Raw genomic sequence first — 21,315 nt, forward strand, 5'->3', positions numbered from 1 at the left:
ATCCGTCTGCGCAGCGACTGCAATCGCGAGGGCAGAGCCCGAGCGGATCAAAGGGACGCTCAAGCCTGCCGCGAAGCGGCTCGGACAAAGCGATGGAGTCGCCGCGGCTGAGCGCCGTTATGGCCGTTTCGCGAAACGGCCATAACGGCTCCGCGTGACGGGTCCTCCGTCCCCGGGGGTTGCACCGCCCACCCGATCCGTGCTGCCTCGCCTGCGAGCCCCGGTCAGGCCACGACCCCAAGGACGAGACCCGATGCCCGCACGCCGCTACGCCACCCTGGACGTGTTCACCGACACAGCCCTCGCCGGCAACCCGCTGGCGGTGGTGCTGGACGCCGAGGGGCTGGACGATGCCGCGATGCAGGCCATCGCCGGTGAGTTCAACCTGTCGGAGACGGTGTTCGTGCTGCCGCCCGCCGAGGCCCGGCACCGGGCGCGGCTGCGGATCTTCACGCCGACCCAGGAACTCGCCTTCGCGGGCCACCCGACCGTCGGCACCGCGGTGCTGCTCGCCCTCGGCGACCGGCGGGCGGAGGTCGCCGACGCGGTGGCGTTCGGCCTCGAGGAGCAGGTCGGGGTGGTGCCCTGCGTGGTCGAGGCCGGGGAGGGCAGGGGCCGCGCGCGCTTCCGCCTGCCGCGCCTGCCGGAGAGCTGGGGCGAGGAGCCGGACGCCACAGGCCTCGCCGTTGCCCTCGGCCTGTCGCCGTCCGAGATCGGCTTTGCCCGTCACCGGCCGAGCCGCTACAGCGCCGGCACGCCGTTCCACCTCGTGCCGGTGCAGGGGCTCGACGCCCTGGCGCGGGCCCGCACCAGCGCCGAGGCGCTGAACCAGGCCCTGGGACCCAAAGCCAAGGTCTTCCTCTATACCGGCGAGACCGGGGAGGCGGGCCACAGCTTCCGGGCCCGGATGTTCGCCCCCGGCGCCGGCATCGCCGAGGACCCGGCGACCGGCGGCGCGGTCGCGGCCTTCGCCGGGGCGCTCATGCAGTTCGAGCCGTTGGGCAGCGGCACGCACGACCTCACGATCGCGCAAGGGTTCGAGATGGGCCGGCCGAGCGAGATCGCGCTCCAGCTCACGATCGAGGACGGGGCCCTGCGGGCGGCCGAGATCGGCGGCAGCGCCGTCCTGGTTTCCGAGGGCGCGCTGCATCTCTGATGGGCGTCACCCTCACTCCGGCCCGCCGGGTCGAGGCCCGGATGGTCGCCCATGACTGGCCCTGGGCCCGCGACCACCGGGCGGCGATCGCCGCCCATTGGGAGGAGCGGCGGGCCGCCCGCCCGGCGATGTTCAACGGCACGGTGCTGATGCTGCGCCGCTGGACCCTCGCCCGCGGCGTGCTCGAGGCCGAGCTGTTCGAGGCCCAGTACGCGGCCCTGACCGCCCTGAAGGACTGGGGCTTTCCGGATGGAGGCGTCCTCAACGTCTTCGCGGCGGCGGTGCCGCGCACCCGGGACGGCACCTTCCTGCTCGGCGAGATGGGCCCGCACACCGCCGCCGCCGGGCGGGTCTACTTTCCCTGCGGCACGCCGGACCCGACCGATATCGGCCCCGACGGGCAAGTCGACCTCGCGGCGAGCGCCTTGCGCGAGTTGCGGGAGGAGACCGGCCTCGTCGCCCCCGACGGGCCGGATCCCGGCTGGACCATCGTGCGCGACGGCGGCCTGATGGCCCTGCTGCGCCCGGTGCAGCTCGACGAGGACGAGGCGCAGGTGCGGGAGAGCATCGCCGCCCACCTCGCGGCGGACGCGGAGCCGGAACTGTCGGCCATCGTCGGGGTGCGCGACGCGGCGGATCTCGATCCCGCCCGGATGCCGCGCTTCGTCCGGCACTATCTCGCGAGCGTGCTGGCCGCCTGAGCCGCGGGTTCCGGTTCACAGCCGGGCGTCGCACCTTTACGGTCGTCCCGAAGGCGCCCGTCCGTGGCGCCGCCAGGGGGAGTCCAGCGATGACCAGGATGCCGAGGGCCGTGGCCCTGGCGATGCTCGGCTGCGGCCTCGCCGCCGGGCCGGCCGGGGCTGAGGTGACGCGGTTCGAGACCGCCGCCGCCGAGACGCCCGCCTTGCAGGGCCGCAGCTTCGGCGAGCGCGGCACGGCGCAGAAGATCACCGGCCGGGCGACCCTCGCGCTCGATCCCGCCGACCCGCGCAACGCGGTCATCGCCGACCTGGCGCTCGCGCCCCGCAACGCCGAGGGCCGGGTCGAGGCAGTGGCCGACGTGGTGCTGCTGCGCCCCGAGCGCCCCAACGGGCTCCTGCTGGTCGAGATCCCCAATCGCGGCCGCAAGCTGATCGGCCCCCTCTTCGAGGGCGTCTCGACCGAGGCGTCGGGCCGGCTCGAACAGGCGGACGATGGGGGACGCGGCTTCCTGCTGTCGCGCGGCTACACCCTCGCCTGGATCGGCTGGCAGGGCGACATCGCCCCCGGCACCGGGATGGGCATCCGCCTGCCGGTGCTCACCGGCGTGACCGGGCCCTCGCGCGAGGAATGGAGCTTCGAGAACACGAAATCCCCGATCGCCGCGCCGCTGACCTGGCCCGCCGCCGACCTCGACCCGGGCAAGGCCCGCCTCACCGTGCGGGCAAAGCCGGACGACCCGCGCACCACGCCGCCGGGCCTGGCGTTCCGCTACCTCGACGCCAAGCGCATCGAGATCACCCGGCCCCCGGGGTTCGACGGCAGCGCCCTCTACGAGCTGAGCTACACCGCCCGCGACCCGGCGGTGATGGGCCTCGGCCTCGCGGCGATCCGCGACGTCGCGACCTTCCTGCGCCACGACACCACCGACCGGAACCCGCTCGCGCGGGACGGCCGGAGCACCATCGACCGGGCGATCGGCTTCGGCATCTCGCAATCGGGCCGGGTGCTGCGCGACCTGCTCTATCTCGGCCTCAACGAGGACGAGCGGGGCCGGATGGTGTTCGACGGGATGATGCCGCACATCGCCGGCAGCCGGCGCAGCTTCACCAATGCCCGCTTCGCCCAGCCCGGCCGCAATCCCGGACCCCATCTCGACCGCCATTACCCCGCCGACCAGTTCCCCTTCGCCTATGCGACGACGACCGACGCCCTGACGGGGAGGCGCGACGGCCTCTTCCTGCGCTGCCGGGTGACCAACACCTGCCCGCGCCTGATGCATGTCGACAGCGAGTACGAGTTGTGGGGCTCCCGCGGGGCGCTCGTGACCACCGACACGCGCGGCGCCGACCTGCCCCAGCCGCCGGAGGTCCGGGTCTACATGGTCACCGGCGCGCCGCACTTCGCCGCTCCCGACGCGAGGACCGCGAGCGAGCCCGGCTGCGCCCTGCCGGTGAGCCCGGTCCATGCGGGGGCGGCGTCGCGGGCCCTCCTCACCGCGCTCGAAGCCTGGATCACCGACGGCATCGCGCCGCCGGCGAGCCGCTATCCCTCGCGGGCCGACGGCACCCTGGGCGCACCGGCGCATCTCTACCCGCCGATCCCCGGCCTGCCCTATACGGGCCTCCACACCCCGGCCGAGTGGGTCGAGCCTGGGATCGAACCCGGCGCCGGGCGCGGCGATCCGCCGGTGGTGCGCGGCACCTACCCGCTGCTGCTGCCGAAGGTCGATCCCGACGGCAACACCCTGGCGGGCCTCCGCCTCCCGCTGATCGAGGCGCCGCGGGCGACCTACACCGCCTGGAACCCGACCCGCGGCGTCGCCGCCGACACCCTGTGCAACCAGAAGGGCGGCGTCCTCCCCTTCGCCGAGACGCGGGCGGCGGCGAAGGCCGCGGACGACCCACGGCCCTCGCTGGAGGAGCGCTACCCGGATGCGGTCGCCTACGCGGCGGCGGTGAAGGCGGCGGCCGAGCGGATGGTGGCCGAGCGGACCCTGCTGCCGGCGGATGCCGAGGAGATGGCGAAGGCGGCGCAGGAAGGGTCGCTGGCGCGGTGACGCGCCTCGCCGGGCGTATTCTCATCGGGGATCCGCATCGGGGACCCGCGGGCGATCTCGCGGGTTCCCGCTCCGAGAATGCCGGCACGGAGGGGCCATGGTCGCCAAGCTCGTCGAACTCGTCCGGGAGGCTGCGGCGCAGGCCCGGCTCGTCGCACGGGGCTATCCGTCGGGGTGCAGCGCGGACGCGCTGCCCTGGTCGGTCATCAAGCGCTTCGACGACGACGTGCGCGGCCATGTCGAGCGCGATCCCCGGATCGAGGACGGGCGCGACCAGGTCCTGATCGCCGCCGTGAACCTCGCCGAAGCCGCACCCGGCGAGGAGGCGGAGGCGCCCGAGCGCGAGCGGCTGGTGAAGGCGATCAACGACCTCGAATGGGTCACGCTGAGCCGCGGCATCGCCAACCGGGCGGCGGCGGCCTCGGGCTACGGCGAGGCCGGGGCTAGGCTGCGGGACGGGGCGACACGAGCCTGATCCGCCCCGGGGCGCCGTTTCGGGCTCTCCGCATGGCGGCGCGAGGGCCTGACGGTTCCACCGCGGACTTGCGTCGGCAGGCCGACGCTTCGTTCGCTCAGGTTCTTGTCTTGTCGCGGATTTCTATCGCAGGACCGAAACCGCTCTTGCGACGTCGGCTCAGAGCCGTCCGCCGCGATGCACCACGAAGCGCTTGCGGCGCTCGAGGCCCGGCTCGTCGTTGGCCGCCGGCGGCGGCGCCGCCAGCGGGGCGGGGGCGGCGTTGGCCTCGGGCGTCAGGATCCGCAGGGACACGGTGCGCAGGGCCACGATCGGGCGCAGGCCCAGCCAAGTCGGAATCACCGCCGGCGAGAGCGAGCCGATCACCCGGGCCTGGGTCTTGCCGCGGTGGCGCAGGGGCAGGAGCAGCAATTCGAGGTCGATCGTCTCCCCGGCCTCCGTCACCCCGACGAGGCCGACCACCACGCCGGTGGTGTCCTGGATCACCACCTCGACGAGCCGCCACGGATCGGCGGCCGGCGCCTCGCCCCACAAGCCCGCGAAGGAGAGGCTCCGCAGCTCGGCCCCGAACAGCGCGCAGAGCCGGGTGCCGGCGAGACGCACCGTGGCGGCGTGCCGGGGCGCGTCGATCTCGAGGATCAGGCTGTCGGCCAGGACGTGGCGGATCTCTCCGGGCTCGATCTCGCCCCGCTCCGGTGCGGCGCGGGCGCCGCGCAGGCCGTTCCAGTAGGCGTGGAGCATGCGGCTGGTCGGGTGCTTCATGGCGTCTCGGTCTGGCACGGAACGTGTGATCGGGCGGTCCAGGGGCCGCCGGTCGGCGTCCCGTTTCGGGACGACGACCGGTTCGGCTGATTCGGTTCAGCAGACCGTATGCCGAATGGCGGTGCCGCGAGAGCGTAAGGTTTGATTAAGGTTACCAAGTCATAAATGTTGCGTTTCTCCCACACTTGCGCGATTGTCGTGAACGACAGCGAATTCGGGCTGGCAGGGGTGAGACACCCACCCTATGCCCGCCCGCATACCAAGGGGTGAGGGTCGGTCCCGGCCCGCGTCATCACGGTCCTGAAGACGTTTCGCGTGCGGCCGGACATGGTCGGGCGCGGAGGCACCCTCTTTCGGGGAGAGCGGCGACGCTCTCCCTTTTTTTGTGCGCGGCGGGGAGAGCGGCAACGTGCTGCTTTTTTCGTGCGAGACCGTGTTTTTTCGCGGGCGACGTCCTCTTTTCGGGGGTGCGCCGGGCCCGCGGCGGCGGTCGCCCTTGCGGTCGGGCCGGCGGCCCCGCAATGGTGCCGACATGGATGCCACCCCCGACCTCCCGCGACCGCCGCGCGTGCCGGTGTTCAACATGCCCGCCGTGGTCACCGCCTCGGTGGGGATCCTGGTGCTGATCCACGCCGTGCGGCAGGTGCTGCCCGACGTCTGGGACATCACCCTGCTCCTCGACCTCGCACTGGTGCCGGCGCGCTGGACCCTCGCCCTCGACCCCGACCGGGCCGCCGACGTGATCCGGGCCGCAGCCGCCTCGGGGGGCGGCGCCCTCGAGGTCGAGGCGCGCAAGGCCTTCGCGGCCTACCTGGTGGCCGATCCGGGCGCGATGCCCTGGACCTTCGCGTCCTACGCGCTCCTGCACGGCTCCTGGGCCCACGTGCTCCTCAACAGCGTCTGGCTCGCGGCCTTCGGCACGCCGGTGGCGCGGCGCTGCGGCGCCTGGCGCTACGGCCTGATCGCCCTGGTCTCGACCGCCGCGGGCGGTTTCCTCCACGTCCTCATCGATCCCCTGAGCACCGTGCCGCTGATCGGCGCGTCGGCTGGCGTATCGGGGCTGATGGCGGCGGCGGTGCGCTTCGCCTTCCAGCCGGTCGAGATGGTGGGGCCGGCGGCGGTGCCGTGGCAGCGTCCCGTGCCGACCCGGCTGCAGACCATTCCGGAACTCCTGCGCAACCGCTCGGCGGTGGTGTTCCTCGCCATCTGGCTCGTCACCAACCTGCTGTTCGGTCTCGCCGCCCTGCCGCTGGGCCTGAGCGATTCCGCGGTCGCCTGGGACGCGCATCTCGGGGGGTTCGTCGTCGGTTTCCTTCTGCTTCCCCTGGTCGACCGGCTCGGACGACGCTGAGGCAGGCAAGGGATCGGAGATCGGTTCTCCGGGAGATTGTTTCTCTTCGACCTCCGGGGTGCTTGCCTCAATCGGCGCGCGGTCACACACTCCCCCTCCGAACGAGCGTCCCGCCCGGACCACTCGGTGGCTGGCGGGGCCCGAGCAGGGAGGTGTTGATGACCGTTGCGCGCATCCTGTCGCAGAAGGGCCGCACCGTGGTGACCGTTCAGCCCCACCGCACGCTGGCGGAGGCCGCGGCACTGCTGACCGAGAAGGGCATCGGCGCCCTCGTGGTGAGCGATGCCGGCCAGACCGTCCTCGGCATCCTGTCGGAGCGCGACATCATCCGGGCCGTGGTCCGCAGCGGCGGCGCGGCGCTCGAGGCGCCGGTCTCCCGGCACATGACCGCCAAGGTGGTGTGCTGCTCCCGCGCCACCGCCGTCGACGAGGTGATGGAACTGATGACCGACGGGCGCTTCCGCCACGTCCCGGTGGTCGAGGACGGCCGGCTGGTCGGCCTCGTGTCGATCGGCGACGTGGTCAAGCACCGCATCGAATCGGTCGAGGCCGAGCATCGCGCGCTGCGCGAGTACATCGCCACGGCCTGACGGCCAGGTTGGCGGCGGTCCTAACCGCCGCCGCACCGCCTCAGACCGGCGTCACCGCCGCCGCGATCATCTCGTGGATCTCCGGCAGCATCCGCCGCGTGGCCTGGCGGCCGAGCTCGATGCATTCCTCGGCGCGGTGGAACTCGAACAGGCCCATCTGGGCGAGCTTCGGGTTGATCATCACGTCGGGCGGGTCGCCGGCGAGGCGCGAGCGCGAGATCCGGTCCTGCGTGATGTTGAAGGCATCCACCATCACGCTGGCGATGCCGCTCGGCGCGCCGATCTCCGGCCGGGGCTTCGGCCGCGTGCGGCGGCCGCCGATCAGGGGCCAGCGCCGCGGCTCCTCCGGCATGGCGGTGGCCTCGGCGGCGGCCTCCATCACCGCGTCGGCCCCTTCGGCCCCGTGCGACTGGATCACCGTGCCGCGCACCCGCATGTCGCCGTTGAGGTTGACGCACAGAACCACGTCGGCGCCGAGCGCGCGCGCCGCCGTCACCGGCACCGGGTTGACCAGCGCCCCGTCCATCAGCCAGCGCCCGGCGATCTTCACCGGATCGAAGATGCCCGGCAGGGCATAGGACGCCCGCACCGCCTCGACGAGGCCGCCGCGGGTGAGCCAGATCTCGTGGCCGGTGCCGAGCTCGGTCGCCACCGCCGCGAAGGTGAGCGGCAGCTCCTCGATCCGGGCATGGCCGAGGTCGCGCTCGAGCAGCCGCCGCAGGCGCTCGCCGGCGATCAGTCCCGAGCCGCTGATATGGAAATCGAGCAGGCCCATCACCCGGCGCTTGGTCAGCGACAGGGCGAATTCGCGCAGCTCCCCGAGCTTGCCGGCCGCGTGGCAGGCGCCCACCGCCGCCCCGATCGAGCATCCCGCCACCACGTCGATGGCGATGCCGGCCTCCTGCAGCACCTCGATCGCCCCGATATGCGACCAGCCGCGGGCGGCTCCGCCGCCGAGCGCCAGGCCGACCTTCGCCCGCCGGGGCGGCTTGGGCAGGGGGGGCTTGGGCTGGGGGGCCTTGGGCAGGGGCGGCTTGTGTTCGGGAACACCCGCGGCACCCAGCACGCCGTCCGCTGAGCGCCGCACGGGCGCGCCGGAAAAGAGTGCGATGCCGTCCCACATCATGGCGCCTGACCTCTGCCGGGCCTGTCCCGGATTGCAGTGTGGCGTGGATGAATCAAGCGTTCGTCAACGGCAGAGGTTTCATTGCCGTTTGGGAGAAGATTTGGGCGATCCCGTCCCAGCCGCAGCCTTCCGGCCCCGTGCGGGCCCTTGCTGCACCCCGTTGAGAAGTGGGGACAGGCATGGGGGCATGCTAGCCGCCGGCGGCCGGCCCGCGCGGCAGCGGCAGCGGCGCCGCCGCCTTCAGCGTGTCGAGTACCACCGAGGAATGGACGTGGGCCACGCTCTCGTGCGGCAGCAGCACGTCGTTGACCAGGGCCGACAGGGCCTTCAGGTCGGGCACGATCAGCTTCAGCAGGTAGTCGCTGTCGCCGGTCATCACGTGGGCCTCCAGCACGCTGTCGAGGCCGCGGACCAGCTCGGCGAAGCGCCGGGCATTGTCGCGGTTGTGGGTGGCGAGCGCGACCTTGGTGAAGACCGTGACGCGCAGGCCCAGCGGTTCCGGCGCCAGATCCGCCCGGTAGCCCCGCACCACGCCGCGCTCCTCCAGCCGCAGGCGCCGGCGCGAGCATTGGCTTGCCGAGAGATGTACCCGCTCGGCGAGCTCCTGGTTGCCGAGCCGGCCGTCCTCCTGCAACGCCGCGAGGATCTTGAGGTCGAACCCGTCGAGGGTGAGAGAATCGGTCATCGGAAGGGTCATCCGTGCACGATCCGTGCGCCAGATCCGGATCGGCGGCCGGATTTCGCACGCCCCGCGCGGGCCGTCCATGCTGTGATGCGGGCCAAGCCGCCACGAGGACGCACCCATGGGCCCCTATCCGCACGACGCTCCCGCCGCCGAGGTCACCGCCGCCAACCCGATGGGCACCGACGGCTTCGAGTTCGTGGAATACGCCCATCCGGAGCCCCAGGCCCTGCACGACCTCTTCCGCGCCATGGGATTCTCCGCCGTGGCGCGCCACCGCACCAAGGCGGTCACCGTCTACCGCCAGGGCGACGTGAACTACCTCGTCAACGAGGAGCCGGGCAGCCACGGCCACCGATTCGTCGCCGCCCACGGCCCCTGCGCGCCGTCGATGGCGTTCCGGGTCGTCGACGCCAGGGCCGCCTATGACCGGGCGATCTCGCTCGGCGCCGAGCCGGCCGACCCGGCGGACGGGGAGAAGACCCTCGACGTGCCGGCGATCAAGGGGATCGGCGGCTCGCTGCTCTACTTCGTGGAGACGTATGGGGCGAAGGGCTCGCCCTACGACGCCGCGTTCGAATGGGTGGCCGAGCGCGACCCGCGCCCTGAGGGCCTGGGCCTCTACTATCTCGATCACCTCACCCATAACGTGCATCGCGGCCGGATGGGCGTCTGGGCCGGGTTCTACGAACGAATCTTCAACTTCCGGCAGATCCGCTATTTCGACATCGAGGGCAAGCAGACCGGCCTGTTCTCGAAGGCCCTGACCTCGCCGGACGGCAAGATCCGCATCCCGATCAACGAGTCGGCCGACGCGAAGAGCCAGATCGAGGAATACCTGCACGCCTATAACGGCGAGGGCATCCAGCACATCGCCTGCGGCTGCCGCGACATCTACGCGACGATCGAGGCGTTGCGGGCCGGCGGCGTCGCCTTCATGCCCTCGCCCCCCTCGGTCTATTACCGCCGCGTCGAAAGCCGCCTGCCCGGCCATGGCGAGCCGCTGGATCGGATGGAGCGCAACGGCATCCTGATCGATGGCGAGGGGGTGGTCGAGGGCGGGATGACCAAGATCCTGCTGCAGCTGTTCTCGGCCAACGCGATCGGGCCGATCTTCTTCGAGTTCATCCAGCGAAAAGGCGACGACGGCTTCGGCGAGGGCAACTTCAAGGCCCTGTTCGAATCGATCGAGGAGGACCAGATCCGCCGCGGCGTGCTGACGGCCGGGGACAGAAGCGACGCGGCGGCGTGAAAGGACCTCTATCGCAGGGCTTTCCGAACGCAGGAGAAGCGCGGGTGTCCTCCTCTCCCCACCCGTGGGGAGACGGGGATACCCGCGCCACGTCCTTCGGACGGCTTGACGCCGCCCCGGGATATGATCCTCCCAACCCGACGTTGCGCCACATCGCGCGCCCATGACCATCTGGCGATGACTATCTGTCCATGACTATCTGCAAGTAGAATTCCGCCTGCCGCTCTCATCCATGCCCGGAAGCCTGCGACGCGTTTGATTTAGAATCATGCAGAGGTAGGTTCGGCGACAGCGCCGCCACCTCCCCCAACACACCCTATCTTTTTCGCAACCCGATTCTCCCGTCCGGAGCGGCCCTTTGGCACGCGCCACGATCTTGTCGCGCCCGCGGTTTCCCGCGTATCAGGACCCCGCGCGCCGCCCCGGCTGCGCCTCACCCCCGCCGGATCGACATGCTCAAGGCCTTCCTCGCCTATTACCGGCCGCACCGGGCCCTGTTCCTCGTCGATTTCGGCTGCGCCATCCTGTCGGGCCTGCTCGAGCTCGGCTTCCCGATGGCGGTGAAGGCCTTCGTCGACGTGCTGCTGCCGCGGCAGGACTGGAGCCTGATCCTGCTCGCGGCCGTGGGGCTCGCGGCGCTCTACGTCGCCAATGCGGGGCTGATGGTGGTGGTGACCTATTGGGGCCACGTGCTCGGCATCAACATCGAGACCATGATGCGGGCCCGCGCCTTCGACCACCTGCAGACGCTGTCGTTCCGCTTCTTCGACAACCAGAAGACCGGCCATCTCGTCGCCCGGGTGACGAAGGACCTGGAGGAGATCGGCGAGGTCGCCCATCACGGGCCCGAGGACCTGTTCATCGCCGTGATGACGCTTCTCGGCGCCTTCGGGCTGATGCTCCTCGTCCACCCGCCGCTCGCGCTGATGACCGCCGCGATCCTGCCGGTCATCGCCTTCGTCACCGTGCGCTATGGCGGCCGCATGACGCGCAACTGGCAGGCGCAGTACGGACGCGTCGGCGCCTTCAACGCCCGCATCGAGGAGAATGTCGGCGGCATCCGGGTGGTGAAGGCCTTCGCCAACGAGGCCCATGAGCGGCGTCTCTTCGCGGCCGACAACGAGCGCTACCGCGCCACCAAACTCGAGGCCTACCGGATCATGGCGGCGAGCCTGTCGCTCAACTATCTCGGCATGCGCCTCGTCCAGATCGTGGTGCTGCTCGGCGGCGCCGCCTTCGTGGTGCGGGGCGATCTCAGCCCCGGCGGCTTCGTCGGCTTCCTGCTCCTCGTCGGGGTGTTCTACCGGCCGCTGGAGAAGATCAGCGCGGTGGTCGAGACCTACCCGAAAGGGATCGCGGGCTTCCGCCGCTATATGGCGCTCCTCGCCACCACCCCCGACATCGTCGACCGGCCGGGCGCGCGTCCCGCGCCGCCCTTCCGGGGCGAGATCCGGTTCGAGGGCGTGCGTTTCGGCTACGGCGACGGCAGGCCGGTGCTCGAGGGGGTCGACCTCGCGATCGGCAGCGGCGAGACCGTGGCCTTCGTCGGGCCCTCGGGCGCCGGCAAGACCACCCTGTGCTCCCTGGTGCCGCGCTTCTACGACGTCGAGGCCGGGCGCATCAGCATCGACGGGCACGACATCCGCGACCTGACCCTGGCGTCCCTGCGCAGCCAGATCGGCATCGTGCAGCAGGACGTCTTCCTGTTCGCCGGCACGATCCGCGAGAACATCGCCTATGGCCGGCTCGACGCGAGCGAGGCGGAGATCCGCGAGGCGGCGCGGCGCGCCCGGCTCGACGCGCTGATCGCGATGCTGCCCGACGGCCTCGACACGGTGGTGGGCGAGCGCGGCGTCAAGCTCTCCGGCGGCCAGAAGCAGCGCCTGTCGATCGCCCGGGTGTTCTTGAAGAATCCGCCGGTCCTGATCCTCGACGAGGCGACCTCGGCGCTGGATACCGAGACCGAGCGCGAGATCCAGCAGGCCCTCTCCGAATTGACGGAAGGGCGCACGACGCTCGTCATCGCCCACCGCCTCGCCACCATCCGGCATGCCGACCGCATCGCCGTGGTGTCGAACGGGCGCATCCTGGAACAGGGCTCGCACGATGCCCTGGTGGCGGCGAACGGCGCCTACCGGCGCCTGCACGCGGCGCAGAGCGGGGTCGTCGCGGCGGAGTAGGGTTCAGTGCGCGGCCGTGTGGAGCGCCCAGACGTCCTCCTCGACGTCGAGCAGCGTCTCGTGGACCTGGCGCGCCAGGGTGAGCGCCGCCTCGTCGCTCGACGCCGAGCCGGTGAAGCGGGCGATGACCGCGAGCGACTCGACCGACAGCGACTGCCGGAAACGCGCGAAGCCGCCCGGACACTCCGCCTCGTAGGACAGGGCGAGGTCGCGCAGGACATGCGCGAGCAGTTCCGCGGCGCGGGGAGGGGTGGGGGGACGACCCTTGGCGGCCGTCGTCGTGTCGTATGTCAGGATCATACGCGCAGAGGTAGTACTTGATTTATGTTAGAAACATTCGGACTTAAAGCCTAGTCCGTCTGGCGTAATGCGCGCGCCCGAAGAGTTTGCCGCCCGACGCATCACTGAGACAGCCCGCCTCGGGGCGGATGGCGTAGAGTTCCGGACGCCGCCAGCCCTCGCGACGCAAGTCCGCTCACGCTCTCATCCGACCTGCAAGGCTCCGGCTCATCTCGGCATTGACGAATGCTCACGGAGATAGACCAAAGCGCCGCACCACCGACCGATCCCCATCTCGATTCTGGCACGGAGACGTTCGCCTTGACGGTCGACCCGCACAGCCGGTCGCACGCCGCGCCGATTCGATGCGGTCGTCCTGCTTAATGCAAGCTAAACTGGTACCATTGAAGACTATTTTCCTGATCCGGTCAAGGTGGGCGGCGACGGACGTGCGGATCCGCGAGGCGGCGCGAACCCTCGCTCCGTGTCGTGGGGCGCCATGCCCACCTCCGGCTCCCAATCCGCCCCGAGCCGGTGATCGCGGTGACCTGCTCCCGCGAGCGGCATCGGGCTCGCCATCGCCCGCGACGAGGAGGGCCCGACGCGACCGCGTGGCGGAGATCCGCGGGCGGGGCGTCTCCCGTCCGGGGGCCCGGTACCCGCGGCCGACAGGGAGCCGTGATCGGCGAGGGATCAGGCGGCTCTCGCCTCGCCGGCGATGGCCTCCAGAACGGTGGCCCGTGCGTCGAAGGCGTGGATCCAGCCGAAATCCTCGGGGAAGCGGGCCATCCGGGCGTTGCGCCGCGCCAGGGCCGCGGGACCGGCCGCGTCGGGCAGGTGCAGGAGGCGGTTCGTCGCCCAGGCGCTGCGCTGGATCGTGCGGGTGCGCGCCTGCCGCAAGGCCTGGTAGCGCCGCATCATGCGATCGAGGTCGCGCGCGCCGCCCGCGGCCAGCAACTCGGCCAGGGTCACGGCGTCCTCGATCGTGGTGTTGGCGCCCTGGCCGTGATGGGGCAGCATGGCGTGGGCGCTGTCGCCCATCAGCACCGCCCGGCCCCGGTGCCAGCGCCTCAGGGGATCGGTGACGAACAGGCCCCAGCGCTGGGTCTGGGGCAGGGCGTCCAGCATCTCGATCACCGCCGGATGCCAGCCGGCGAAGCCCGCGCGGTGCTCGGCCCCCGCGATGCCGGCGAGCCAGCGGTCGGAGGTCCAGGTCTCGGGTCCCTCGACGACGGCGAAGAAATTTACGGAATCCGCCTCGCCGCCGATGGCGTAGTGCAGCAGGTGCGCGTCCGGCCCCATCCAGAACTGGATCGCCTGGCGGTCGGGGAGCGACGGCAGGAGGTGCATCGGCACCACGCCCCGGAAGGCGCTGGTGCCGGAATAGCGCACCGCCTCGCCGCCGGTGATCCAGCGCCGCACGGCGGAGCGCACGCCGTCGCCGCCGATCACGAGGTCGGCCTCGACCTCGGTGCCGTTGGCGAAGGTGAGCGCCATCACGTCCCCGTTCTGCTCGATCGCGGTCAGGCGGTGGCCGAGATGCAGGCCCGCGCCGGCGAGTGCGCCGCTCAACACCTTCTGCAGGTCGGCCCGGTGCACGCCGCCATACGGCGCCCCGAACCGCGCCCGGTAGGCGCCGCCGTCGCGGACCGGGAAAGCGGCGACCCGGGCGCCGCTGCGCCCATCGCGAAAGATCAGCTCGGTCGGCTCGGTCGAGACGGCGGCGAGCGCCGGTCCGAGGCCGAGCCGTTCGAATTCGCGGGTGGCGTTGGCCGACAGCGCCACGGCGGCGCCGATCTCGGCGAGTTCCGCCGCCTGCTCGTAGACGGCGGCGGCGAGGCCGTGGCGGCGCAGGGCGAGCGCCAGGGTCAGCCCGCCGATGCCGCCGCCGATCACGGCGATGCGCAGCGGGGCGCGGGAGGCGGAGGATGTCGGCGTCATGGCGGATCTCCCTGGACAACTCGCGGATTCGATGGCCCCCGCGCGGGGCGACGGCGCCTCGCGCGGGGGAGGTGGGAGCGTCAGGGGCTCTGCAGTGCCGGGGCGAGGCGCGCCGCCGGGGTGCCGAGCCGGCCCTTGAGCAGGATGCTGCCCGCCGCGATCAGCGCCGGCAGGGCAACGATGCCGAAGGTGGCCGGCAGGCCGTAGCCGAGGCCGATCAGCGAGGCGCCGATCATCGAGCCGACCACCGAGCCGATCCGGCCGACCGCGTTGGCCCAGGCGACGCCGGTCGCCCGGTTCGCGGTCGGGTAGGTGCTCGCCGAGAGGGCGTTGATGCCGATCTGCGAGCCGGCGACGCAGAATCCGGCGCCGAACACCGCCGCCACCAGGAGCGGCACCGAGCCGGTCGCGCTGCCGATCAGCGCCACGAAGCCGGCGGCCGCGAGGTAGGACAGGCCCAGCACCGCATGCGGGTTCATCCGGTCCATCAGCGCGCCGAGGACCAGCCCGCCGACGGTGCCGCCGGTGGCGAGCATGACGGTGACCAGCGAGGCTTCCTTGAGCGACAGCCCGGCGCTGCTGATGATGGTGGGGAGCCAGCTCGACAGCAGGTAGAAGATCAGCAGGCTCATGAAGAACGTCACCCACAGGCACAGCGTGCCGGCGACGAGGCCGGGCTGGAACAGCTGGCCGATCGGCGAGCCCTTGGGCTTGGCGATGCCCGTGAAGGTGACGCCGGAGAGGTCTTCAGTCGGGGCGATGCGGCGGAGGAGCCGGGCGACCTGCTCCGCCGGGGCCTGCTTGAGCACGAGGAAGCGCGCCGATTCCGGCAGGCCGAGGGCCAGCGCCGGCACCAGCGCGACCGGCAGCACGCCGCCGATCACCAGCACCGAGGCCCAGCCGTGATCGGCGATCAGGTGCGCCGCCGCGAAGCCGCCGAGCGCCGAGCCGACGGTGAAGCCGCAGAACATCGCCATGGTGAGGAACGAGCGGCGGTGCTCGGGGCAATATTCCGAGGTCAGCGTGATGGCGTTCGGCATCGCGCCGCCGAGGCCTAAGCCAGTGACGAAGCGCAGGACCGTCAGCATCTCGATCGAGGTCGACCAGGCCGAGGCGAGGCTGGCGAGCCCGAAGAAGGCCGTGGTGGCGATCAGCACCGCCTTGCGGCCGACCCGGTCGGCCAGCGGCCCGAACAGGAACGCGCCGATCATCAGGCCGAACAGCCCGGCGCCGAACAGCGGCGCGAGCTGGGCCTGGGTCACCCCCCACTGGGCCCGGAGCGCCGGGGCGATGTAGCCGATCGCCGCGGTGTCGAACCCGTCGATGGCGACGACGAGGAAGCACAGGAGCACGATCCGCATCTGGAAGCGGGAGACCCCGTGGCGGTTGATGACGTCCTGGACGTCGATGCTGCGTGATATGGGCATGGGTCGGGTTTCCTCCTGAAGGATTTGTTTAGGTTTTTCTTGATCTTGCGCCGGGCGGCGTCGGGCTCCGTCGGAATGACCGACGGAAATCATTCCCGCCATCGTCATCCCGGGACCGCGCAGCGGAACCCGGGATCCATGACCGCTGACGTTCCAGGATCAGACGGAACGCGATCCGCTTCGTTCTCAGACCTCGGCGGTTATGGATCCCGGGTTCTCGGCTTCGCCGAGCCCCGGGATGACGCGGAGGGTGGGAGTGGCGAGGTTGATCGAATCCCCGCCCGCATCCCTTCAGTCGATCGCCGAGGGGTGGCGCGCGAGCGGGGTCACGCGCATCGTCATGAACGGGAAGAGCGGCAGGCCGGACAGGATGTCGTGCAATTCGTCGTGGCTCTCGACGTCGAAGATGCTGACATTGGCGTAGCGTCCGGCCACACGCCACAGGTGGCGCCACTTGCCCTGGCGCTGGAGATCCTGGGCGCGGGCCTTCTCGTCGGCCTTCAGCCTGGCGATCGTGTCGGGGTCGAGGCCGTGCGGGATCGCGACGTCCATCTCGACGCAGTACAGCATGGGATCAGCTCCGGGCGTAGTGGCGCAGCTTGTCGGGATCGAGGGTCACGCCGAGGCCGGGGCCCTCGGGCAGGTGCACCGCGAAGTCGTGGAAGGCCAGCGGCTCGGCGACGAGGTCGCCGGTGAGGATCTGCGGCCCGAAATGCTCGCAGCCCCAGGTCAGCTCGCGCAGGCCCGCGAAGGCGTGGAGATGGGCCGCGGCGCCGACCGAGCTCTCCAAGAGGCAGCCGCCGTAGAGTCCGATCCCGGCGGCCTCGGCCACCGCCGCGACCTTGCGCAAGGACACGAGGCCGCCATGCTTGACGAGCTTCAGCGAGACCGCGTCCGCCGCGGCGGCTTGTGCGACGCCCATCATGTCGTGGGGCGTGAACACGCATTCGTCGGCGAGCAGCGGCGGCACGCCGTCGCGCGCCCGCAGGCGGCCCATCCCGGCGATGTTCCATGCCGGCAGCGGCTGCTCGACGAGGGCGATGCCGAGATCGGCGAGGCGCGGCAGGCAGCGGCGGGCGGTGGTCTCGTCCCAGGCCTGGTTGGCGTCGACGATGAGCGCCGCGCGGTCGACGAGCGCCTTCGAGAGGCGGGCGAGCCGCGCGAGGTCGGCCTCGGGGGAGAGCGCGCCGATCTTGATCTTGAAGGTGCGGTGGAGCCGCGCCGCGAGCTTGGCTTCGGCCTCGGCGATCTCCTGGTCGGGGTCGCCGGAGGCGAGCGTCCACAGGACCGGGAAGCTGGTGCGCACCGCACCGCCCAGGAGTGCGGCGACCGGCAGGCCCAGGCTTCTCCCCACCGCGTCGAACAGGGCGGTCTCCAGCGCCGCCTTGGCGGCGTTGTTGCGCTTGGCCGCGGCGTCGAGGCGCTCGCCGGCGGTGACGAAGCGGTCGGCCGGCTGTCCGATCAGGGCGGGGGCGAGGTAGGCGTCGATGGTGGCCTTGATGCCCTCGACGCTCTCCTCGCTCCAGCGCGGCCCGCCGAGGGTCGCGGCCTCGCCGATGCCCTCGACGCCGTTGGCGAGACGGAGCTGGACGATGACGTAGCTCTGCGCGGTGACGGAGGTCTGGGAGAGCTTGTGCTTCCGGACGGTGGGCACGTCGACGATCGTGGTGCGGATCTCGGCGACCGCGAGGTCTCGGGCGGGAGCCTGATGCACGGCGTCGTGGAGCTGGTTCTTGGCGAGCATGGGGGTCTCGGGGATGTGGGGGGACAAGGCGGGAGACGGGCGATCGGATGGCGCCTGTGGCGCAGTCCCAACCCTCCCCCCTCCGCGGGGGAGGGTGCCCGGCTGCGAGTGCGAGGCACTCGTGCGCCGGGTGGGAGAGGGGAACGCGACGCTTCAGGATGTGTCGCCCGTCATGAAGCGCGCGACCTCTCCGGAAGCGGCGTCCCCTCTCCCGAACCCCCGCTGACGCGGGGGCCATCCTCCCCCGCAGAGGGGGGGGAGGGTTTTTGGCGTCGCGCCTCAGGCGGCTTCGGCGTGCGGGCGCACCACCACCGGATCGGGCGCATGCGCTACCTCCGGGTTGAGCGCGAAGTCGAAGCGGATGGCCGAGAACGGCGCGTCCAAGCCTGCCGCCGTCACGGCCGCCGGGTCGGTGACCCGCACCACCTCGGCGATCAGGCCGTCGCGGGTGGCGAAGGCGAAGTCGTCGTGCAGGTAGGGGTCGTCCGAGAGGTTGATCTGCGTCGTCAGATGCCGGTGGCCGGGGCCGGAGACGAAGAAGTGGATATGGGCCGGGCGCTGGCCGTGGCGGCCGAGCTGGTCCAGCAGCTTCTGGGTCTGGCCGTGCGGCGGGCAGCCATAGCCCTTCGGCAGGATGCTGCGGAAGCGGTAGCGGCCCTCGGCATCGGTCTCGATGCGCCGGCGCAGGTTCCAGGTGCTCTGGCTCCGATCGAAGACCGAGTAGTTGCCGAGCGTGTTGGCGTGCCAGACATCCACGATGGCGCCTGCCACCGGCGCGCCGTCCTTGCCCGTCACCTGACCCTCGACGATCAGCACCTCGCCGTCCTCCGGGTCGTCGTCGAGGCGCGCCTGGCCCTTCGCCAGCGGCGCGCCGGCGACGTAGAGCGGGCCCTCGATGGTGCGCGGCGTGCCGCCCTCGATCCCGGCTGCCCGCTCCTTGGCGTCGATGCACAGGTCGATGAAGTGCTCGATGCCCAGCCCCGGCATCAGCAGGCCGAACTCGTTCTTCTGGCCGGTCTCGGTCAGGTAGCTCATCGCGGTCCAGAACTCGCTCGGGGTCACATCGAGATCCTCGACGATCCGGCAGGCATCCTCGACGACGCGGCGCACGATCTGCTTGATGCGCGGGTTGCCGGTCTCGGTCGAGAGGCCCGCGACCTTGTCGAACAGAGCTTGAGCCTCGGCGGAATCGGTGATCGGAGACTGGGTGGTCATCAGCGTTTCCTCTTTTGTGGTTAGGTGAAAGATTATCCGAGGTCGCCGCCGGCCACCGGCAGGGTGACGCCGGTGACGTAGGAGGCCTCGTCGGAGGCGAGGAACAGGATCGCGGCGGCCTGCTCGGCGGCGGTGCCGTAGCGGTGCATCAGGCTCGACGCCTTGGTCTGGGCCACCACCTCGGCGATCCAGGCCTGCTCCTGGTCGCTCGGCGCGGCCGGGTTGCGGGCGATGCGCCGGGGCGGCGCCTCGGTGCCGCCGGGGGCCACCGCGTTCACCCGGATGCCGTGCTCGGCGTATTCGAAGGCGAGGCAGGCGGTGATGGCGTTCACCCCGCCCTTGGCGGCGGCGTAAGGAACGCGGTTGACGCCCCGCGTCGCCACCGACGACACGTTGACGATGCTGCCGCTCCCGTTCGCCAGCATGTGCGGCAGGGCCGCCCGGCAGCACCACAGGGTCGGGAACAGCGAGCGCCGGATCTCGGCCTCGACCTCGTGCGGGGCGTAATGCGCGTAGGGCTTGAACCAGATCGAGCCGCCGACATTGTTGACCAGCACGTCGAGCCGGCCGAACCGCGCCGCCGCTGCCGTCATCACGGCTTCGCAGCCCTCGAACGTCTCGACGTCGGCGAGCTGCACCCCGGCCTTCGCGCCGAGATCGCGGGCCTCGGCCGCAATCTCCTCGACGATCGCCGAGCGGTCGGTGAGGAGGAGGGCGGCGCCCTCGCGGGCGAGCCGCAGGGCGACCTCGCGGCCGATCCCTTGTGCGGCGCCGGTCACCACCGCGACCTTGGCGGCGAAGCGGCCGGGCGAGACGAAGCCGGTCATGCCCCACCCCCGACGCCGCTCGCCGCGAATTTCTCGTAGTGGAAGCTCGCCGGGTTCAGGCCCCGCTCGGCGAAGGTCTTGCGGACCGCGTCGACCATCGCGGGTGGGCCGCACAGATAGGTGTCGATGTCGCCGCCATGCAGGTGCGCATCGGCCAGATGCGCGGTGACGTAGCCCTTCCTCGCGTGCCGGCTCTCGGGCGAGGCGACGCAGGTCTCGAAGCTGAAGCCCGGGATCTTCGCCGCCGCCTCTTCGAGCGCGTCGGTCTCGACGAGGTCGGCGTCGTGCGTGACGCCGTAGACGAGGTGGATCGGCTGGTCGGCGCCAGTCTCGCCGATCTTGCCCAGCATCGACAGGAACGGCGCCAGGCCGGTGCCGCCGGCGAGCATCAGCACCGGGCGGCGGATCTCGCGCAGGTAGAAGCTGCCGGACGGCCCGGTCAGGTCGAGGGTGTCGCCCTCCCGCGCTCCTTGCGCCAGGAAGGTGCTCATCAGCCCGCCCGGGATGTTGCGGATCAGGAACTCGGCTTTGGCACTGCCCGGGACCGAGCTGAACGAGTAGGACCGCGCGAGGCCGCTCCCCGGTACCGCGATGTTGACGTACTGCCCCGGCAGGAAACCGACCGGCTCCTCGGTCTCGAGCTCAAGCCCGAAGGTGGTGTCGGAGAGCCGCCGGACCGCCGCGACCGTGCCCTTGAGGGCGGCGGCCTTCGTCTTGCAGACCTCGGAGGAAGCGGCGACGGCCAGCACCAGGTCGGTCTGCGGCCGCATCTGGCAGGCGAGGCCGTAACCTTCCGCCGCCTCCTCGTCGGTCAGCGCGTCCTCGATGTAGCTGCCCGGATCGAACCGGCCGGATTCGCACCGGACCCGGCAGGTGCCGCAGGCGCCGTCCCGGCAATCGAGCGGGATGTTGATGCCGAGGCGATAGGAGGCGTCGGCCACCGTCTCGCCGGGGCGGCAGGCGATGAAGCGGGTGACTCCGTCCTCGAAATTGAGCGCGATAGTGTTCATGGCGCCCTCCCTAGATGTGATAGACGTCGATGACGTGGTGGATGTAGTCGTTCTTGAGGACGACTTTCTTGTTCTTGATCAGCGGCGTCCCGCCGCTGGTGTCGAGGGTGTAGAACGACGTGCCGAAATGGGTGTCGACCGTCTTGTAGCGGTAGTTGAAGGTGAGCCAGTTGAAGCGGAGCTTACACCTGGTGTCGTCCTGCTCCAGAATCTCGACGTTCGAGATGTTGTGCGAGGTGCGCGGCTCCGGCAGGCTGGTGGCGCTGGAGCGCTCGGTCCGGATGCGGAACACCCGGTCCTCCAGGCCGCAGCGGCTGTCGTAGTAGATCAGCGAGACATCGCGCTGCGGGTCGGTGACGAGCTGGTCGTCGTCGTCCCAGGACGGCATCCAGAACTCGACGTCGGGTGCGTAGAGCGCGAGCCAGGCGTCGAAGTCGCGGTCGTCGAGGAAGCGGGCCTCGCGGTAGAGGAATTGCTGAACCTGCTCCAGGGTGAGGGGCATCGGAGGGCTCCTTGAGGGCGTGCGGGGGCGCTCGGCGT

Annotated in this window: 20 protein-coding genes; 8 read left to right on the forward strand and 12 right to left on the reverse strand. The window is 71.3% G+C overall.

All coding sequences use genetic code 11. The features are described from left to right. Nucleotides 1-253: 253 nt before the first annotated feature. From DA075_RS16885 to DA075_RS16900, 4 genes are all read left to right on the forward strand, one after another. On the forward strand, nucleotides 254-1,156 hold the full coding sequence (locus tag DA075_RS16885; protein ID WP_099954224.1) for a PhzF family phenazine biosynthesis protein: 903 nt from the start codon (nucleotides 254-256) through the stop codon (nucleotides 1,154-1,156). After that, on the forward strand, nucleotides 1,156-1,857 hold the full coding sequence (locus DA075_RS16890; protein WP_099954225.1) for an NUDIX hydrolase: 702 nt from the start codon (nucleotides 1,156-1,158) through the stop codon (nucleotides 1,855-1,857). The genes DA075_RS16885 and DA075_RS16890 overlap by 1 nt, the downstream gene beginning before the upstream one ends. Nucleotides 1,858-1,946: 89 nt before the next feature. Continuing rightward, nucleotides 1,947-3,914, forward strand: a complete 1,968-nt coding sequence (locus tag DA075_RS16895; RefSeq protein ID WP_099954226.1) for an alpha/beta hydrolase domain-containing protein — start codon at nucleotides 1,947-1,949, stop codon at nucleotides 3,912-3,914. A 97-nt stretch (nucleotides 3,915-4,011) separates the two neighbouring features. Continuing rightward, the gene (locus DA075_RS16900; RefSeq protein ID WP_099954227.1) at nucleotides 4,012-4,389 is read left to right on the forward strand and encodes a hypothetical protein; all 378 of its coding nucleotides are present in this window, start codon (nucleotides 4,012-4,014) and stop codon (nucleotides 4,387-4,389) included. Between the two features lie 159 nt (nucleotides 4,390-4,548). Here DA075_RS16900 and DA075_RS16905 read toward each other — a convergent pair whose 3' ends face one another. Then, nucleotides 4,549-5,151 carry a PAS domain-containing protein gene (locus tag DA075_RS16905; protein WP_099954228.1) on the reverse strand — a complete coding sequence of 201 codons (603 nt, stop codon included), beginning with the start codon at nucleotides 5,149-5,151 and terminating at the stop codon, nucleotides 4,549-4,551. A gap of 532 nt (nucleotides 5,152-5,683) precedes the next feature. On the opposite strand from DA075_RS16905, the gene DA075_RS16910 reads away from it, so the two are divergent. Then, nucleotides 5,684-6,502, forward strand: coding sequence for a rhomboid family intramembrane serine protease (locus tag DA075_RS16910; RefSeq protein WP_099954229.1), 819 nt, complete (start codon nucleotides 5,684-5,686; stop codon nucleotides 6,500-6,502). Between the two features lie 158 nt (nucleotides 6,503-6,660). Next, a complete protein-coding gene (locus DA075_RS16915) occupies nucleotides 6,661-7,092 on the forward strand; it encodes a CBS domain-containing protein (protein WP_099954230.1) in 432 nt (143 codons plus the stop codon). 40 nt (nucleotides 7,093-7,132) lie between these two features. Here the strand turns inward: DA075_RS16915 and DA075_RS16920 are convergent, their stop codons facing one another. Both DA075_RS16920 and DA075_RS16925 read right to left on the reverse strand, forming a co-directional pair. Further along, on the reverse strand, nucleotides 7,133-8,218 hold the full coding sequence (locus tag DA075_RS16920) for a patatin-like phospholipase family protein (protein WP_099954231.1): 1,086 nt from the start codon (nucleotides 8,216-8,218) through the stop codon (nucleotides 7,133-7,135). 190 nt (nucleotides 8,219-8,408) lie between these two features. Then, complete coding sequence (locus DA075_RS16925; protein ID WP_099956641.1) at nucleotides 8,409-8,903, reverse strand: Lrp/AsnC family transcriptional regulator; 495 nt, start codon at nucleotides 8,901-8,903, stop codon at nucleotides 8,409-8,411. A gap of 118 nt (nucleotides 8,904-9,021) precedes the next feature. Between DA075_RS16925 and hppD the strand changes: the two genes are divergently transcribed. Beyond that, entirely contained in the window at nucleotides 9,022-10,152 is a 1,131-nt protein-coding gene (hppD, locus tag DA075_RS16930; RefSeq protein ID WP_099954232.1) for a 4-hydroxyphenylpyruvate dioxygenase, read from the forward strand. A gap of 452 nt (nucleotides 10,153-10,604) precedes the next feature. Further along, nucleotides 10,605-12,332, forward strand: coding sequence for an ABC transporter ATP-binding protein (locus tag DA075_RS16935; RefSeq protein WP_099954233.1), 1,728 nt, complete (start codon nucleotides 10,605-10,607; stop codon nucleotides 12,330-12,332). A 3-nt stretch (nucleotides 12,333-12,335) separates the two neighbouring features. Here DA075_RS16935 and DA075_RS16940 read toward each other — a convergent pair whose 3' ends face one another. The 9 genes from DA075_RS16940 to benB form a co-directional block, all read right to left on the reverse strand. After that, nucleotides 12,336-12,632, reverse strand: a complete 297-nt coding sequence (locus DA075_RS16940; protein ID WP_099954234.1) for a hypothetical protein — start codon at nucleotides 12,630-12,632, stop codon at nucleotides 12,336-12,338. Nucleotides 12,633-13,304: 672 nt separating this feature from the next. Further along, nucleotides 13,305-14,552: an FAD-dependent monooxygenase gene (locus DA075_RS16945; protein ID WP_099954235.1), complete on the reverse strand. Its 1,248-nt coding sequence runs from the start codon at nucleotides 14,550-14,552 to the stop codon at nucleotides 13,305-13,307. Between the two features lie 80 nt (nucleotides 14,553-14,632). Continuing rightward, nucleotides 14,633-15,979, reverse strand: coding sequence for an MFS transporter (locus tag DA075_RS16950; RefSeq protein ID WP_099954236.1), 1,347 nt, complete (start codon nucleotides 15,977-15,979; stop codon nucleotides 14,633-14,635). 291 nt (nucleotides 15,980-16,270) lie between these two features. Beyond that, complete coding sequence (gene catC, locus DA075_RS16955) at nucleotides 16,271-16,549, reverse strand: muconolactone Delta-isomerase (RefSeq protein ID WP_099954237.1); 279 nt, start codon at nucleotides 16,547-16,549, stop codon at nucleotides 16,271-16,273. 4 nt (nucleotides 16,550-16,553) lie between these two features. Then, on the reverse strand, nucleotides 16,554-17,723 hold the full coding sequence (locus DA075_RS16960; RefSeq protein WP_099954238.1) for a muconate/chloromuconate family cycloisomerase: 1,170 nt from the start codon (nucleotides 17,721-17,723) through the stop codon (nucleotides 16,554-16,556). 279 nt (nucleotides 17,724-18,002) lie between these two features. Then, nucleotides 18,003-18,938, reverse strand: a complete 936-nt coding sequence (catA, locus tag DA075_RS16965) for a catechol 1,2-dioxygenase (RefSeq protein ID WP_099954239.1) — start codon at nucleotides 18,936-18,938, stop codon at nucleotides 18,003-18,005. 32 nt (nucleotides 18,939-18,970) lie between these two features. After that, complete coding sequence (locus tag DA075_RS16970) at nucleotides 18,971-19,765, reverse strand: 1,6-dihydroxycyclohexa-2,4-diene-1-carboxylate dehydrogenase (RefSeq protein ID WP_099954240.1); 795 nt, start codon at nucleotides 19,763-19,765, stop codon at nucleotides 18,971-18,973. Beyond that, nucleotides 19,762-20,775 carry a benzoate 1,2-dioxygenase electron transfer component BenC gene (gene benC, locus DA075_RS16975; RefSeq protein WP_099954241.1) on the reverse strand — a complete coding sequence of 338 codons (1,014 nt, stop codon included), beginning with the start codon at nucleotides 20,773-20,775 and terminating at the stop codon, nucleotides 19,762-19,764. The genes DA075_RS16970 and benC overlap by 4 nt, the downstream gene beginning before the upstream one ends. A 10-nt stretch (nucleotides 20,776-20,785) precedes the next feature. Beyond that, complete coding sequence (gene benB / locus DA075_RS16980; protein WP_099954242.1) at nucleotides 20,786-21,277, reverse strand: benzoate 1,2-dioxygenase small subunit; 492 nt, start codon at nucleotides 21,275-21,277, stop codon at nucleotides 20,786-20,788. Nucleotides 21,278-21,315: the final 38 nt, after the last annotated feature.

The sequence above is a fragment of the Methylobacterium currus genome (genome assembly GCF_003058325.1).
Classification (GTDB): Bacteria; Pseudomonadota; Alphaproteobacteria; order Rhizobiales; family Beijerinckiaceae; genus Methylobacterium; species Methylobacterium currus.